Here is a 15,177-nt window from a genome sequence, read left to right on the forward strand (position 1 = left end):
GGCACCATAACAAGGGGCAGCGCCTTATCGCTACGCCTAGCTTACCCGCACGGCGCCTCCGACGGCGCGCGTCGTCAGCCACGTCACTCTCGCCGCCACGCGGCGCGCCTGCCTGTACTCAGCGCGACAGGCGCGCGATGAAGGAAGCGATCCTCACCTGCCGGTTGTCCTCCTCACGCACGGGTCCCACGACGAGGCGTTCGACTTCCTCGCGGCACAGGCTCGTCAGGTCCCTGGCGACAATGCGACGACGGCGAGAGGCCACCCACCTGCACGCGAGCGAGTTCATCCACGCGCACGCGAGGGTCAGGGCACATCCACCCAGCGCCAGCGCCGTGGGAACGGGAACCCACCCAATGAACGGAACCCCGATCTCCACGAGGGCGGCTCGCCCCGCATGGACCACGCCAATCCACGCAATCCCCGCCACGCACGCGACCCATGCGAGAAGCTGCAGCGCACCGAAAGCCCGGGCAGCCCGCGGCGCCCCGGTCGAGACGTGAACGTGGCCGGCGACTTGCCCGTGGGCGGCGGCGGGAACCCCGCGAGCTCCCTCGACGGCGCGATCGATGAGGTCGCTACGCCAGCGCGAGGGGCGTCCCTGCCCGCGGCGCCCGACCTCGTGGCGTACCGCGTTGACGAATGACGCCTCATCGGAGGGTGAGCGCGTCGGCAGGCTCGGCGTGGTTCCCTCCAGCGAGCGTGATTCATCGTCCAGGTGCAGGCGGCGCAGCGGATCGGCGCCCAGACGGGCCACCCATCGCAGGGGAAGCCATCCGCCCGCTCGACGCCCAGCCCTCCGGGTCGAAGCGGCAACGGCGTCGGCGATGAGCGGCGCACCGGTCAGCTGTGCGGCGGAAGCGGCCAGTTCCTCAGACATTCCCTCGGTGTCGAGGCCTCGAATGCGGCCGGTAAGGCCCACCGAGTCGTTGATGAGCGCGACTGCCTCGCGCAGGGCAGCCTGTGCTCGCGCGGCCTGGCGAGTGACCCGCTGTGACTCCCGCGACAGGTGCGCGGCGAGAGCGTCGACTCCTTGCCCATTCGTCGCGCACACCGGGACGATCGGCGCGCCGTCCAGGCCGCGCTCGTCGAGAATTCGTCGCAGATCCGCCACGATCGCGTCCCTGGAGGAGGCGTCGAGCGTGTCGACGTGGGTGAGAGCAACGGTGACCGAGGCGTGCGACCTGCGCAGACGTTCCAGCCACTCCTCATGCAGTCGCGCGTCGGCGTACTTTTGCGGGTTGACAACCACCACGAGGCAATCCACGCGCGCCGCCAGCCGTGCCGCCACCTGGGCGTGCTCGTCCCTGATCGAATCGATGTCCGGCAGGTCGAGGACGACCACGTCGCCGGGCAGCGCGCCCGGGGCCTCGACGCGCACGGAGACGCCGAGCCACTGCAGGAGCTGGCCGGGAGCACGCCCGCGCGGCAGGACCGCGCACGCCTCGTTCGTCGTGGGGCGCAGGACGCCGACACGGACCACCTCTCCCCCGCACAGCGCGTTGACGAGAGTGGACTTTCCCGCGCCGGTACCTCCCAGCATGCCGATCACGCACCACTGCGGATCGCACTCGGCGCGCTCGGAGGTCACGTTGATGAGCTCGCGGACCCGCGCAAGCGTCGCGTCATCCATGTCACGCGCGGCAAGGGAGCAGACCTCATCAAGCTGGGAGGCCGCCGTCGCGACCGCGTTGTCGTGCCGCTTCACGCCAGTTCCTCTCCGGCTCTGTCGAGGGCAGCCTCCAGGCGTTCCAGGACGACGGCGTCACCCGATCGATCGACGCGCTCCACGAGGACCGCCACGACTCCTTCGATGGAGGTCCTCGCCAGGCGCTCCAGGAGCTGGCGCGCCTGGAGCGCGAGGGAACGCACGTTTCGTTCCCCGAAGTAGGACTCCAAGACGGTCTGCGACAGGGCGGCCGACGCACCCGCGACGCCAACCTCGAGCCCCGTGATGCCTCCCGTCATCGCGAAGACGCTGACCATCAGGGAGAGCGTCACGACGTTGATTCCTCCGGCCAGTAGGCGACCCGTCACACGCGAGGACTCCGCTTGCGTCCTGACGATCTGCGTGACCTCCCCGGCCCATTCCTGCGCGATCGCGCGCCCGAGGGCATCGGCCTCGCCGGGATCAAGGTCAGGGTCGGGCAGGGAGGAATTCACCAGGGGCTCGGTGAGACGGTAGGCTTCGCGCCACGCCCGGTGATACTGGTCCGCAAGGTGCTGCGCCAAGCCGCCCGTGAGGTCGCGGCGCACCTGTTCTTCGGGAGCGGCCCGCCCCCGCACGGCGTCCACGACGCGCGAGCGAACGCCCGCAACAAAACGGGACAGCGACCTGCTCACGTCCCACGAGCCGAGCACGTCCGCGATGCGCGCGCTGATCTCTCCACGCAACAGATCGTCACTGGAGGATGCGGCGACGTCTCGCACGCACGAGGCCACGGCTCTCTCGATGCCCTCCAGCGCGCCCGCGTAGGCCGCAAGCTCCTCGCGGGAGCGCGCCAGCGCACCACGAGCCTCCTCGAGGCAGGAGGACACGGCCCCGGCGAGCGAACGGCGCACGATCCGGGCGCGCTCGTCCGCGTCCGTGCCAATCGACTCGAGGAAGGCACCCACCGGAACCACGGCTTCGATGGGCAGACGCCCATCCGTCAGCTCCTGCTCGTCAATCGTCATGATGGGAACACCGGCCAGCCCCCGACGCTCGGCGAGCGCCGCCAGATCGGCACTGATCTCGCCGCGCGCACCGGCAGGCACGCGGTTGAGGACGATCGCAACGCGCAGGCCGCGGCGGGCGGCCTCCTCCAGGTGAGTCCAGGCGACCGCATCGGCATAGCGGGCGGCGCTGGTGACGAAGATCCACAGGTCCGCGCCGTCGAGGAGCTCGGCCGCGAGGCGACGATTGGACTCCTCCACCGAGTCGATGTCGGGAGCGTCGAGGATGGCGATGCCCGGACGCCAGAAGTCATCCACCGCGATCGTGACGGCACCCGGACTCTCCCCCTCGCCGACATGCTTGGCCAGGCGCGGCAGGACCCGCTCCGAGGTAAACCAGGCGCGTGCCTGAGGCGAGCACACGAGGACCGGGTGGCGCGTCGTTGGGCGAACCGCCCCCGCACGGCTCACGTTTCGCCCCACCAGGGAGTTCACGAGCGTCGACTTGCCCGAGCCCGTCGATCCTCCGACGACAATGAGGATCGGCGCATTCGCGTCCTCCAGGCGCGGCAGGACCACGTCCTGGAGGCGCCGGAGCGCTCGCTCGGCGCTCGCCCGGGCATGAGGGTCCATGACCAGGACCGCGCCTGTCAAAGCATCCGCGAGGGCGCGGGCTGCGTCAACCGCCGTCCCCGGCACTCAGTCCGTCACCTTCTCAATCACGGGTCGCGCATCGGCGGCGGCGATCGTCCAGGTCGAGGGATCCGCCTCCACCTGCTCGCCGCTGCGGATGTCCTTGACCGTGTCGGGTGCCCCCTCCTCGCCGGGAAACCACACGTAGGGAATGCCGCGCCTATCGGCAAACTTAATCTGCTTGCCGAACTTGGCAGCACTGGGAGCCACGTCGGTCGAGATGCCGCGCGAACGCAGCGACGCGGCGATTGCCTCCGAGCGCTCGCGCTGGGCCTCGTTGGTCACCGCGACGACGACCGCGGTCGGGACCTTGCGCGAGGAACGCACCATGGGGGCTGAGATCATGCGGGAGACCAGCCTGGACACGCCGATGGACAGGCCGACACCCGGGTAGGTGCGCTTGCCATCCTTGGCGAGCGAATCATAGCGCCCGCCCGAGCAAATCGAGCCGAGATCCTCGTGCCCCTCGATTTCCGACTCGTACACGCTGCCCGTGTAGTAGTCGAGGCCTCGGGCGATCTTGAGGTCGGCGAGGACCGTTCCGGGCATGCGGGCATTGGCGGTGTCCAGAAGTCGGATCAGCTCGCCCAGTCCCTCCTCGAGGAGGTCACCGCGAACACCGAGTTCACCGAGCCTGGAGCGCACCTCCTCGGAGTCAGCGCTGCGGATCTGAGCCATCCGCAGAAGCACGGACGCCTGCTCGCCCGCAATACCGGAGTCCGCGAGCTCGCTCGCGACCCCCTCCGGGCCGATCTTGTCGATCTTATCCAGCCCCCGCAGGGCGGCCTCCACGTCGGTGACGCCGAGAGACTCACACACGCCCTGAACGACCTTGCGGTTATTGACGAGCACCCGCACGGGCGGAATCGGCAAGTTGTTGAGTGCCTCGGCCATCACCAGCGGCAGGTCCACCTCGAAGTGGAACGGTAGCTCACCGTTTCCCACGACGTCGATGTCGGCCTGGGTGAATTCGCGGAAGCGTCCCTCCTGTGGGCGTTCTCCACGCCAGACCTTCTGAATCTGGTAGCGCTTAAAGGGAAAATCGAGATCGTTCGCGTTCTCCACGACGTAGCGCGCGAAGGGGACGGTGAGGTCGAAGTGCAGGCCCATGCCTCGTTCCTTGGAGGCCTTGGCGCCCGGGTTGCGGCTCGCCTGAAGGCGATCCAGCACGTAGATCTCCTTGGAGGTCTCACCCTTGGCTTGAAGCTGCTCGAGGGTCTCGACCGCCCGCGTCTCGATCCCCGCAAAGCCGTGGAGTTCGAACACGCGTCGCAGCTCATCCAGAACGTGCGTCTCAATGATGCGTCCGGCGGGAAGCCACTCGGGGAAACCGGACAGTGAGGTGCGAGCCATGAAAGCGTCCTTCTGTGATGCGGTGAGCGCGCTAGCCGATGCGGCGGGCGCGAATCAGATACTGGTTGGAGCGAATCTCATCCGCCAGCGTCGTGGCCGGTCCGTGCCCCGGTATGAGAATCGTCCGCGGGTCAAGCACGTTGGAAATCGTGCGCAGCGAGTGCCGCATCTGGGTTTCATCTCCACCCGGCAGATCGGTGCGCCCGACGCTGCCCTTGAACAGGACATCGGCGCTGAGCGCCCACGGGACCGGGCCGTGCGAGGAATAGAAGGACTGGTCGCTCACGCGAATGTCCAGTTCTCCGTGTCCGAGGAAAAGCGCTGATCCTTCCGTGTGGCCGGGGGCGGGAAGCATCCGCAGCGTCAGCCCCGGACATATCTCGAAGGAGTCGGCGGGCATCTCACGCAGGTCGCTCGGCTTGACCCACGGCCCCGCGAAGTCAGGAGTGGGCATGGGCAGGTGGGATGCGGGGTCGTCCATGCGGTACATGTCGGGGCCGGGAAGGTAGACGGGAACGTGCCCATCGCGGCCCCAGGTGGCAACCTCCGCGGCATCCCAGACGTGATCGGGGTGCGCATGCGTGAGCACAAGCGCGCCGACTCCCACGCCCTCGTGCTCGAGAACCTCGCGAATGAGATGACGGATGCCGGCGGAAGGATCGACAACAAGGGCAGTGCCCGCCCCAGACGGGACGAGCACAAGCCCATTCGCCGAGTAGAACGGCGACGGAATCACGTGCAGTCGCATGTCACTCCATGGACGACGAGATCTGCGTGAGCCAGGCGCGCTTTGTCTCCAGGGCCTCGCGCACGCTTGACGCGTTCTTCGTATCCCCGGCGGCCTCTGCCTCTGCCAGCGAGCGCTCCAGCTGGGCGATCTGTTCCTCGAGCTGGCCGACCATGCCAGCGGCGCGTGCTCGGGTCTCCGGGTTCGTACGCCGCCATTCCTTTTCCTCGGCCTCACGCACGGCTGCCTCGACAGCGCGCAGACGCCCCTCGACGCGGTGCAGGTCCGAGGAGGGAACGCGCCCAACCTCCTCCCAGCGGTCCTGAATCTGACGGAGCTGTGCCTTGGCTCGCTCGACGTCAGTCACCGGCAGGATCGCCTCAGCGTCGACAAGGATCTTCTCCTTGGCGGCAAGGTTCTCGCGGTACTCGGCGTCGGTGGCCTCGTCCTTGGCGCGGCGCGCGTCAAAGAACACCTGCTGCGCCGCGCGGAAGCGAGCCCACAGGGCGTCGTCCTCCTTGCGGGACGCGCGCGGGGCTGCCTTCCATCGGGTCATTAGCTCGCGGTAAGCGCCGGACGTGCGCGCCCAGTCCACCGACGAGGACAGGGCCTCGGCCTCGGCGATCAGGGCTTCCTTGACCCTCTTGGCCTCGGACTGCGCCTGGTCCAGCTGCGAGAAGAACTGGCGGCGGTGGCGATCAAATTGCGTCCTGGCCGAGGAGAAGCGCTTCCACAGCTCGTCCTCCACCGACTTTTCCAGACGCGGACCGCGACGCTGCAGGGTCTTCCACTCTTCGAGCAGGTCGCGCAGGGTTTGCCCCGACTGCTTCCAGTGTGTCTTGGCGGGATCCTGGGCAACGATGACCTCCGCCCGCTCGACAACGGACGTGCGTTCGGCCAGCGCCTGAGCCTTGGCGGCCTTGCGTTCCTCGCGCGCCACCTCCTTGCGTTCCTCCGCGGCCTTGGCCACGGCCTCGACCCGGTTGCGCAGCGCCGGAATGTCACCGATGACATTCGGGGAAACGACCTGCTCGCGCAGCGTCGCCAGCGTTTGGTCGATGTCCCTGGGACTCAGGGTCGCCAGGCGATCCTCGAAGAGCTTGATGGTGGCTTCAAGGTCGGCGTAGCGACGCTCGTACAGGGCGTAGGGCGACGCCGGTATGCCCTCCGGAAAACCGCCGACAACACGTTCCTCGTCTCCGTCCTTGACGTAGACCGTCCCATCCTCGCCGATACGCGCGAAGGGATGCGCGGGCACCTCGGACGCGGGAATCGTTGGCGAAGCAATGACGGCCTCGGCGGGCACCCCAGCTTCGGGAGTGGTTTCGTTGCTCGGAATCGGCGTCGTGGTCACGATATTCCTTCTAGGACGAGGGCTTCCGCCCGGCGCGGTGGTGTGCCGATGTGACACACACAGCTAGTGTGTCACATCTAACGAGACGGTGTGAAGTAATGGCCAAAAAAGGGGATGGATGTAACACACTCCCCATTGTCCACATCCTGTACCACCTGTTTCATCGAGGCGTCGCGCCGATGCGCACTGCCTCAAAAACGCCGTCAACCCGCCGCAGCGCAGACAGCACGGCGTTGAGATGCCCGAGGTCGGCAAGTTCAAAGGAGAACCTACCGCCGGCAACCTGGTCACCGTTGGTGTGAAGCGAGGCCGACAGGATGTTGACGCGATAGTCCGAGAGCACCCGCGTGAGATCGGAGAGCAGTCCGCCGCGATCGAGCGCGCGTATCTCGATCTGCACCCTGAACGGCGTCCCCGTGCTTTGCGCGTTCCACGACACGTCCACAAAACGCTGGGGCTGCAGCTGCCCGAGGCGCACCGCATTCGCGCACGTGCTGCGGTGAACCGATACCCCCTGCCCGCGCGTGATGAATCCGACGATGTCGTCGCCCGGCACCGGCGTGCAGCACTTGGCCAGTTTCACCCAGATGTCGTTCGGGCTCAATCCCGCAACGATGATCGCATCGTCGCCCGAGATACCCGAGCGGGATTTGACAGATCCCGGCGTGACGCCCTCGGAGAGCGTCTCCTCCGTGCCGTCTCCCCCTCCCAGGTTGTCCACGAGCTTCGACACGACGTTCTGCGGCGAAATGTGGCCCTCGCCGACGGCGGCGTAGAGACCGGACACGTCGGGATAGCCGAAGGAGGTCGCCACCGACAGGATCGATTCGTGGTTCATGAGGCGCTGCAGGGGCAGGTTTTGCTTGCGCATGGCGCGGGCGAGCGCTTCCTTGCCCGCCTCGACGGCCTCCTCCCGGCGTTCCTTGGAAAACCACGCCTTGATCTTCGACCGAGCGCGCGGGGAGGCGACGAAAGCCAGCCAGTCGCGCGACGGCCCCGCCTTGTCCGACTTTGCCGTCACGACCTCCACGGTCTCGCCGGACTCGAGCCTCGTGTCCAAGGAGACGAGGCGTCCGTTGACCTTCGCTCCGACGGTGCGATGCCCGACCTCCGTGTGAACGGCGTAGGCGAAGTCGACGGGCGTGGCGCGCGCCGGAAGGACAATGACCTCGCCCTTAGGCGTGAACACATACACCTCGTCGCCGGCGATCTCGTAGCGCAGGGAGTCGAGGAACTCCTCCGGATCGCCCGTCTCGCGCTCCATCTCGACCAGAGCGCGCAGCCAGTTCGCCTGCTCGTCCGAGCTCATGCGATCCGAATCGCCGCTGGATGCCTTCGGATTCTGCTTGTACTTCCAGTGCGCCGCGACCCCGTGCTCGGCCCTCTCGTGCATGTCGAAGGTGCGGATCTGGATCTCAACGGGCTTGCCACCCGGACCGACGACCGTCGTGTGCAGAGACTGGTACAGATTGAACTTGGGCATCGCAATGTAGTCCTTGAAGCGCCCCGGAATCGGGTTCCAGCGCCCGTGCAACGAACCCAATACCCCGTAGCAGTCCTTGATGGACTCCACCAGCACGCGCACCGCGACCAGATCGAAGACCTCATCAAAGGCCTTCCCGCGCACGATCATCTTCTGATAGATCGAATAGTGACTCTTCGGTCGCCCGCTCACCGTGCCTTTCGTTCCCGAGCGGCGCAAATCCTCCTCGATCTGATCAATGACGTCGCGCAGGTATTCCTCGCGCTGGGGCGCCCTCTCGGCCACCAGGCGATCGATCTCGTCGTAGATCTCGGGATAGAGGGTTTTGAAGGAGAGCTCTTCGAGCTCCCACTTCACCATGTTCATCCCGAGGCGATGCGCCAAGGGAGCGTAAATCTCCAGCGTCTCCTGGGCCTTCTTTTGCGCGGAGGCGGCGGGGACAAAACGCCAGGTACGGGCGTTGTGCAGGCGGTCGGCCAGCTTGATGAGGAGAACGCGGATGTCGCGGCTCATGGCGACGAGCATCTTGCGCAGCGTCTCCGACTGTGCGGCTGCGCCGTAGTGCACCTTGTCCAGCTTCGTCACGCCGTCAACGAGGTTGGCGATGGGCTCGCCATACTCGGCTGCCAGCTCCTCGAGCGTGTAGTCGGTGTCCTCAACCGTATCGTGCAGCAGCGCCGCGACGAGCGTCGGAATCGTCATTCCCATCTCGGCCAGGATCGTTGCCACCGCGACGGGATGGGTGATGTAGGGTTCACCCGACTTTCGCATCTGGCCGCGATGATGGGACTCAGCGGTGCGATAGGCGCGCTCAACGACGCTAATGTCCGCCTTCGGGTGGTTCGCTCGCAGGGCACGTACGAGCGGCTCGATCTCGGGAATCGTGGCACGTCCGCGGGAACCAAACCACACGAGGCCGGATCGTACCCGGGAACCAGCCGCCGGTAGGGCGGACCCTGAAGTCGTGTCGTCGCTGCTCATTCCCCCATGATAGCCACGAAAGAGCGGGTCCGGGGATCGTCGATCCCCGGACCCGCCGGCGCGCGTATTCTCAGGCGTTCACAGGTGCAGAGCAGTCTCCACTCGAATGTCGACAAGCTTGGAGCGGCCCCCCAGGGCATCGAGCTCGAGAAGGACGGCCACCGCTTCGACCGACGCCCCGCACTGGCGCAGCAGCTCGACCGCTGCCCGCGCGGTTCCACCCGTGGCCAGAACGTCGTCGATGATCAGGACACGCTGGCCGGGGCGAACGGACTCCGGGTGGATCTCCATACGGGCGGTGCCGTACTCGAGCGCGTAGTCGACCCCGATCACGTGGCCGGGCAGCTTGCCGGCCTTGCGGATCGTGAGCATGCCGAGGCCAAGCTCCGCGGCCACCGGCGCGCCGAGGATGAAGCCACGCGATTCCAGCCCTCCGACCGCGTCGATCTGGCCCGCGTAGCGGGCGCCAATGAGTTCGACGAGTTCCTTGAACGCCGGGCCGTTGGCGAACAGCTCGGTAATGTCGCGAAACAGGACGCCGGGTTCTGGAAAGTCCGGGACCTCCAGCATGTTGTCCTGCACGAGGGTGGCGATGCGCTCGCCAAGTTCACCGATCATCGATGGCTCTTCTTCCTCTGGGGTTGCCGGTCGTTGCCCAGCCGCTTGCCGGGCTTGATGGGGGCGACCTTCACGGACTCGCCGTCGGAGGCCGACTCCCCCGCGGCGCGGTCCGCGCGCTCGCGCTCAACGGCCGCGTCGTGCTCGCGGGTCTTGCTCGACATCTCCTGGAAGCTCACGAGCAGCGGGGAGGCGATGAAGATCGAGGAGTAGGTTCCCGCGATCATACCGATGAAGAGGGCCAGCGAGATGTCTACGAGGGTTCCGGGGCCCAGAGCAAGTGAACCGATCACGAGGATAGCTCCGACCGGAAGCAGCGCCACGACCGAGGTGTTGATCGAGCGGACCATCGTCTGGTTGACGGCGAGGTTGACGTACTCCGCGAACGTGTAGTGCTTCTGCTCGTAGACGTCGCCGGTCAGCTCGCGCACCTTGTCGAAGACGACAACCGTGTCGTAGAGCGAGTAGCCGAGGATCGTCAGGAAGCCGATCACGGTGGCCGGAGAGACCTCCACCTGCAGAATCGCGAAGACGCCGACCGTGACCGCGATGTCGTGCAGGAGCGCCAGGAGCGCCGAGGCTGCCATCCTCCACGACCGGAAGTAGACGGTCATCAGGAGGGCGACCAGCGCCATGAAGATGAGGAGTGATTGGGCGGCCTTGGTGGTCACGGAGGATCCCCACGAGGGGCCGATCGAGGAGGACTGCACCTGCGAGACGTCAACGCCGTACGCGCCTGCGAGCGCCTCGCGCATGGTGGCGGTCTGCCCCGAATCCAGGGAGGTCGTCTGGATTCGCACCGAATCCGACCCGACGCGCGTCACCTTGGGTGCCCCCTCGACGAGGCCGGTGTCGGACACCGCGCGCGCCGCGAAGGACTCGCTCTGGTCGCTCACGTGCGCCACGTCGAACTGAGAGCCCCCCGTGAACTCGATCGAGCGATTGAGGCCCATGATGCCCACCAGCGCGAAGCCGAGGACGATCACGGCGGCGGCGAGGCCGACGAAGACTCTCCGGTTGGGAACAACGCGGTAGGACTTGTCGCCCGAGTACAGGGCGTTACCCCACTGAGCAAAACTCATCATGTCAGTTCTCCTCTTCCTGGGTCGCGGCATGCCCCGCGCTCTGGCTGGCGTCCTGGGCCGCGCCCGCTGAGGACTCGGCCTGCTCGGCCGCCAGTCGAGCCGCGCGGCGACGCTCGGCGATCGAGGTTCCCTCCGCTGCCTCTTCCGTCTCTCGCACGTCCGCAGATTCTCCGCGTGCGACCACGCGGCCGCGGCCCGCATACACGAGCGCATTCTTAGCGCCCAGGTGCTCCGGGTCCAGGCCCGAGAGCTTGTGGCCCTGACCGAAGAAGCGCGTGCGGATGAGCAGCTCCATCATCGGGTGGGTGAACAGGAAGATCACTGCGATGTCGATGACCGTCGTGACGCCCAGCGTGAAGGCGAAGCCCTGGACCCCGCCCACGGCGAGGAGGTAGAGCACCACGGCGGCAACGAGGTTGACGGCGTCGGAGACGAGGATCGTGCGCTTGGCGCGGTCCCATCCTTCCTCGACGGCGGCGCGCAGCGGACGTCCGTCACGCACCTCGTCGCGCACGCGCTCGAAGTAGACGATGAAGGAGTCCGTCGTCACACCGATGGCCATGATCAGGCCTGCAACGCCTGCGAGCGAGAGCCGGTAGCCCATCGCCCACGACAGGAGCGCGATGACGAGGTAGGTGATGACCGAGGCCACCAGCAGCGAACCGGCGGAGATGACCGCCAGGCCACGGTACTGCCAGATCAGGTAGACGATGACGAGGAGGAAGCCGATGAGCGCCGCCCACAGGCCGATCGTGAGGTGATCGGTACCAATCGTGGCGGAGATCTGCTGCTCGGACTCGACCTCGAAGTTCAGGGGGAGCGACCCGAAGCTCAGCTGGTTGGCCAGCGCCGAGGCCGACTTCGCCGTGAAGTTACCGGTGATTTCCGCTTCCCCGGTGGAAATAATGGCGTTCATTGAGGGGGCGGTGATGACGGTACCGTCCAGGACGACGGCGAAGGAGTTGCGGTCGGGACGGCCGCGGTAGAAGGACGAACCCGCGGCATCCGCATCGTGGAAGCCGTAGAGGATCGTCGAGGTCTCCTTGAACTTCTCCTTGCCCGCCTCATTGAACTGCAGCGAGACGGCCCACTGGCCGGTCGTCTGGCCATTGGAGTTGCGTGCCAGCCCCGCGTTGGCCGTCTTGAGGTCGGATCCGGGCACGGCCACGGGTCCCAGAATGTACTTGATCTGGCCGGAGTCGTCGCATGCGGCGTAGGGCTTGTCGGAGGGGCCCTCCACGCGCTTCACATCCGCCGCAGCCGAGCAATCGAGGGTCAAGAAGTCGTACATGACCTGCTCGGTGACCCACGCCAGGTCGGAACCGTTCTCGGGCGTCGTCACGGGCGTGTCGGACAGGGTGCCGTCGTGATCGGTGTCGGCCGTGCTCATCGCCGTGGCAGCATCGAGAGCGGTGGATTGGACGCCGCCCGACTGGGCGGCGTGGTCAGCGCCGCTCAAGGACGATCCGCTCTGGCTGTCCTCCCCCGACTGCGCGCCGGACTGCTCGCCCGACTGAGTTCCCGACTGACCGACCTCGGTCTGGGAGGGTTGATTCTGAATGACGCCCTGCGCCGCGCCGATGCGCAGCACGGGGCGGAAGTTCATCTGAGAGGAGGAGCGAATGAGATCGAGCTGCTCCTGGGAGGGCGTGCCGGGGATTGACACCATGATGTTCGAGTTACCCAAGGAGGAAATCTCGGACTCGGACACGCCCGAGGCGTCAATGCGATTACGGATGATCGAGATCGCCTGCGTGATGTCGTCGTCGGTGATCTCGCGTTGCCCATCCCCTGTCACGGTGGGAGTCAGGATCAGCTGGGTCCCGCCCTTGAGGTCAAGAGCGAGGTCGGGGTACGGGGACACACCCTTGGTGAAGTGCCCGATCGCCAGTGCCGCGCACGCCGCCACGATGGCGACGATGAGCGTCACGAGCGCGCGCACTGGGCGTCGCTTGTGTGATGCCACGGTTCTACTTTCCGTTCAGCCTTGTGTTACTTCTGCTGCTCGTCGGGCTCGGAGGCGCTGGCCCCGTCACGAGCCGACTCGTCGAGCCCCAGGACGGTGTCGGCCTCGTCCGTGGGCTCTTCCACGTCAGCGCTCTCCTGAGTCTCGTTGTCGGCGTTCTCGGCGAGCGGCGGCACCGCGCCGATCTCGGCGATCATCTCCCGCTCCCAGTACATCTCGTGTCCATCGGTGGTTTCCAGGACGACGATATCGCCGTCGAGGTCAACGAAACGACCCCAGAAACCCACGCGGGTACGGACCCACTCACCGGGCTTGACGGCTGCGAGCTGGTCGCGCTTCTCCTGCTCCATCTGCGCCATTTGCTTCTTGCGCGAGCGCGAGCTCCACCACATGAAGACGACCATGAGGCCAATGAGGAGCACCAGGAAGTAGTTGTTCATAAAGGCTGATTCACTTTCGATGACGGTCGGGCGCTGTGAGCGCACCTTGCCAGTCTAATGCCCGAGGAGGGTTTTAGCCTAAGCGATCAATACGCGGCGCGGCGTATCCCACCTCCGAGCACGATCGGACCGCCGCTTGTCACCGAAGCTGCCGCCTCGGCTAGTCGAAGAGCACGCTCTCCCCGGCGGGCGGCGTGAGTCCGAGGTGGCTCCACGCGAGCGGGGTTGCCATGCGCCCACGGTTGGTGCGTACGAGGAAGCCCTCTCGCACGAGGTAGGGTTCGGCCACCGTTTCGACGGTCTCCGCCTCCTCCCCGATGGTCACCGACAGGGTCGTGAGCCCGACCGGTCCACCTGCGAAGCGCCGACACACGGCCTCCAGGACCGCGCGGTCGAGGCGGTCCAGGCCGCTGGGGTCGACCTCGAAGAGCTCGAGGGCACCCCGGGCGGCGTCGAGCGTGAGCTGTCCGTCGCCGTGCACCTGCGCGTAGTCGACGACGCGGCGCAGGAGGCGATTGGCGATGCGCGGGGTGCCGCGCGAACGCGACGCGATCTCGTGGGCGGCGCGCGCGTCGATGGGTGATCCGAGCAGCGATGCGGAGCGGGTGACGACGGATTGCAGCTCGTCGGTCTCGTAGAACTCCAGGTGCGCGGTGAAGCCAAAGCGGTCGCGCAGAGGGGCGGGAAGGAGACCCGAGCGTGTCGTGGCTCCCACCACCGTAAAGGGCGGCAGCGTCAGCGGAATCGACGTGGCTCCCGGACCCTTGCCAACGACGACGTCAACGCGGAAGTCCTCCATCGCCAGGTACAGCATTTCCTCGGCCGTACGGGCGAGGCGGTGGATCTCATCAATGAAAAGGATGTCACCCTCTTGGAGGCCAGAGAGAATCGCCGCCAGGTCTCCCGCGTGCTGGATCGCCGGGCCCGAGGTCAGGCGCAGCGACGTGCCCATCTCGGCGGCGATGATCATCGCGAGGGTGGTCTTGCCCAGCCCGGGCGGTCCGGCCAACAGGACGTGATCGGGGGTGGCCGAGCGCATACGTGCCGCGTCGAGGACGAGCTGCAGCTGGCCTCGAACGACGCGCTGCCCGACGAACTCGGAGAGTTTCCGTGGACGCAGGGCGGCCTCGGCCGCGCGCTCGAGGTCCCCGGCGTCGGGTGCGACGATACGCATGGCGTCGACGTCCCCGCTCCTGTCTTCAGCCACGGCTTCCTCCCAGGGTGACAAGCGCGGCGCGGAGCATGTCGGAGGCGCCAAGTCCGCTTCCCGCCAGCTTCTCGATGGCTGCGCACGCCTGCGTCTCGGACCAGCCCAAGCCGACGAGGGCGACGCGCACCTCGGCGGCCACCGCGTCCTCGGCGGGCGGCGCGGAACGAGTGGGCCCCGCTCCCGGCAGAGCCGCGGGGCTGCCGAGCTTGTCGCCGATCTCCAGCGCCATGCGTTGAGCGGACTTCTTTCCCACGCCCGGGATGCGCTGCAGCACCGCCAGGTCCTGGTCTCGCACGGCGCGGCGCAGGTCGTCGGGCCGTAGGACGGCGAGCGCGGCGAGGGCGATCTTGGGTCCGATGCCCGAGACCGTCATCAGGGCAGCAAAGACGTCGCGTTCGTCGCTTGACTCGAAGCCGTAGAGGGTCATTGAGTCCTCACGCACGATCATCGAGGTATGAACCGTGATCTCGCGGTCCCGCGCCATCGCCTGGGCGCAGGCGGGAGTCACGTGGACACGAAAGCCGATGCCTCCCACGACAACATCAACGTGGTCGAGGCCTGTGCTCGCCACCGTGCCGCGCAGAATGGAGATCACTACGTTCCTTTCGTTCG

Annotated in this window: 12 protein-coding genes; all 12 read right to left on the bottom strand. The window is 66.9% G+C overall.

All coding sequences use genetic code 11. The features are described from left to right. Positions 1-118: 118 nt before the first annotated feature. A complete protein-coding gene (locus HMPREF9006_RS00810) occupies positions 119-1,708 on the bottom strand; it encodes a GTPase (protein WP_009211627.1) in 1,590 nt (529 codons plus the stop codon). After that, a complete protein-coding gene (locus HMPREF9006_RS00815) occupies positions 1,705-3,354 on the bottom strand; it encodes a GTPase (RefSeq protein ID WP_009211628.1) in 1,650 nt (549 codons plus the stop codon). Before HMPREF9006_RS00815 ends, HMPREF9006_RS00810 begins: the two co-directional genes overlap by 4 nt. Continuing rightward, complete coding sequence (hisS, locus tag HMPREF9006_RS00820) at positions 3,355-4,701, bottom strand: histidine--tRNA ligase (protein ID WP_009211629.1); 1,347 nt, start codon at positions 4,699-4,701, stop codon at positions 3,355-3,357. 31 nt (positions 4,702-4,732) lie between these two features. Further along, a complete protein-coding gene (locus tag HMPREF9006_RS00825; protein WP_009211630.1) occupies positions 4,733-5,449 on the bottom strand; it encodes an MBL fold metallo-hydrolase in 717 nt (238 codons plus the stop codon). A 1-nt stretch (position 5,450) separates the two neighbouring features. Next, positions 5,451-6,782 carry a DUF349 domain-containing protein gene (locus HMPREF9006_RS00830; RefSeq protein ID WP_009211631.1) on the bottom strand — a complete coding sequence of 444 codons (1,332 nt, stop codon included), beginning with the start codon at positions 6,780-6,782 and terminating at the stop codon, positions 5,451-5,453. A gap of 160 nt (positions 6,783-6,942) precedes the next feature. After that, the gene (locus HMPREF9006_RS00835; protein ID WP_009211632.1) at positions 6,943-9,246 is read right to left on the bottom strand and encodes a RelA/SpoT family protein; all 2,304 of its coding nucleotides are present in this window, start codon (positions 9,244-9,246) and stop codon (positions 6,943-6,945) included. A gap of 78 nt (positions 9,247-9,324) precedes the next feature. Further along, positions 9,325-9,864 (bottom strand): adenine phosphoribosyltransferase, encoded by a 540-nt coding sequence (locus HMPREF9006_RS00840; RefSeq protein WP_009211633.1) that lies wholly within the window; start codon positions 9,862-9,864, stop codon positions 9,325-9,327. Next, a complete protein-coding gene (secF, locus tag HMPREF9006_RS00845; protein WP_009211634.1) occupies positions 9,861-10,949 on the bottom strand; it encodes a protein translocase subunit SecF in 1,089 nt (362 codons plus the stop codon). The genes HMPREF9006_RS00840 and secF overlap by 4 nt, the downstream gene beginning before the upstream one ends. Position 10,950: 1 nt before the next feature. Further along, positions 10,951-12,915, bottom strand: coding sequence for a protein translocase subunit SecD (gene secD / locus HMPREF9006_RS00850; RefSeq protein WP_034230812.1), 1,965 nt, complete (start codon positions 12,913-12,915; stop codon positions 10,951-10,953). 26 nt (positions 12,916-12,941) lie between these two features. Continuing rightward, positions 12,942-13,355, bottom strand: a complete 414-nt coding sequence (locus tag HMPREF9006_RS00855; protein ID WP_009211636.1) for a preprotein translocase subunit YajC — start codon at positions 13,353-13,355, stop codon at positions 12,942-12,944. A 160-nt stretch (positions 13,356-13,515) separates the two neighbouring features. Continuing rightward, entirely contained in the window at positions 13,516-14,529 is a 1,014-nt protein-coding gene (gene ruvB, locus HMPREF9006_RS00860) for a Holliday junction branch migration DNA helicase RuvB (protein ID WP_048741683.1), read from the bottom strand. A gap of 25 nt (positions 14,530-14,554) precedes the next feature. After that, the gene (ruvA, locus tag HMPREF9006_RS00865; protein ID WP_009211638.1) at positions 14,555-15,160 is read right to left on the bottom strand and encodes a Holliday junction branch migration protein RuvA; all 606 of its coding nucleotides are present in this window, start codon (positions 15,158-15,160) and stop codon (positions 14,555-14,557) included. Between the last annotated feature and the right edge of the window lie 17 nt (positions 15,161-15,177).

Origin of the sequence: Actinomyces sp. oral taxon 180 str. F0310 (assembly GCF_000185285.1) — a bacterium.
Classification (GTDB): domain Bacteria; phylum Actinomycetota; class Actinomycetes; order Actinomycetales; family Actinomycetaceae; genus Pauljensenia.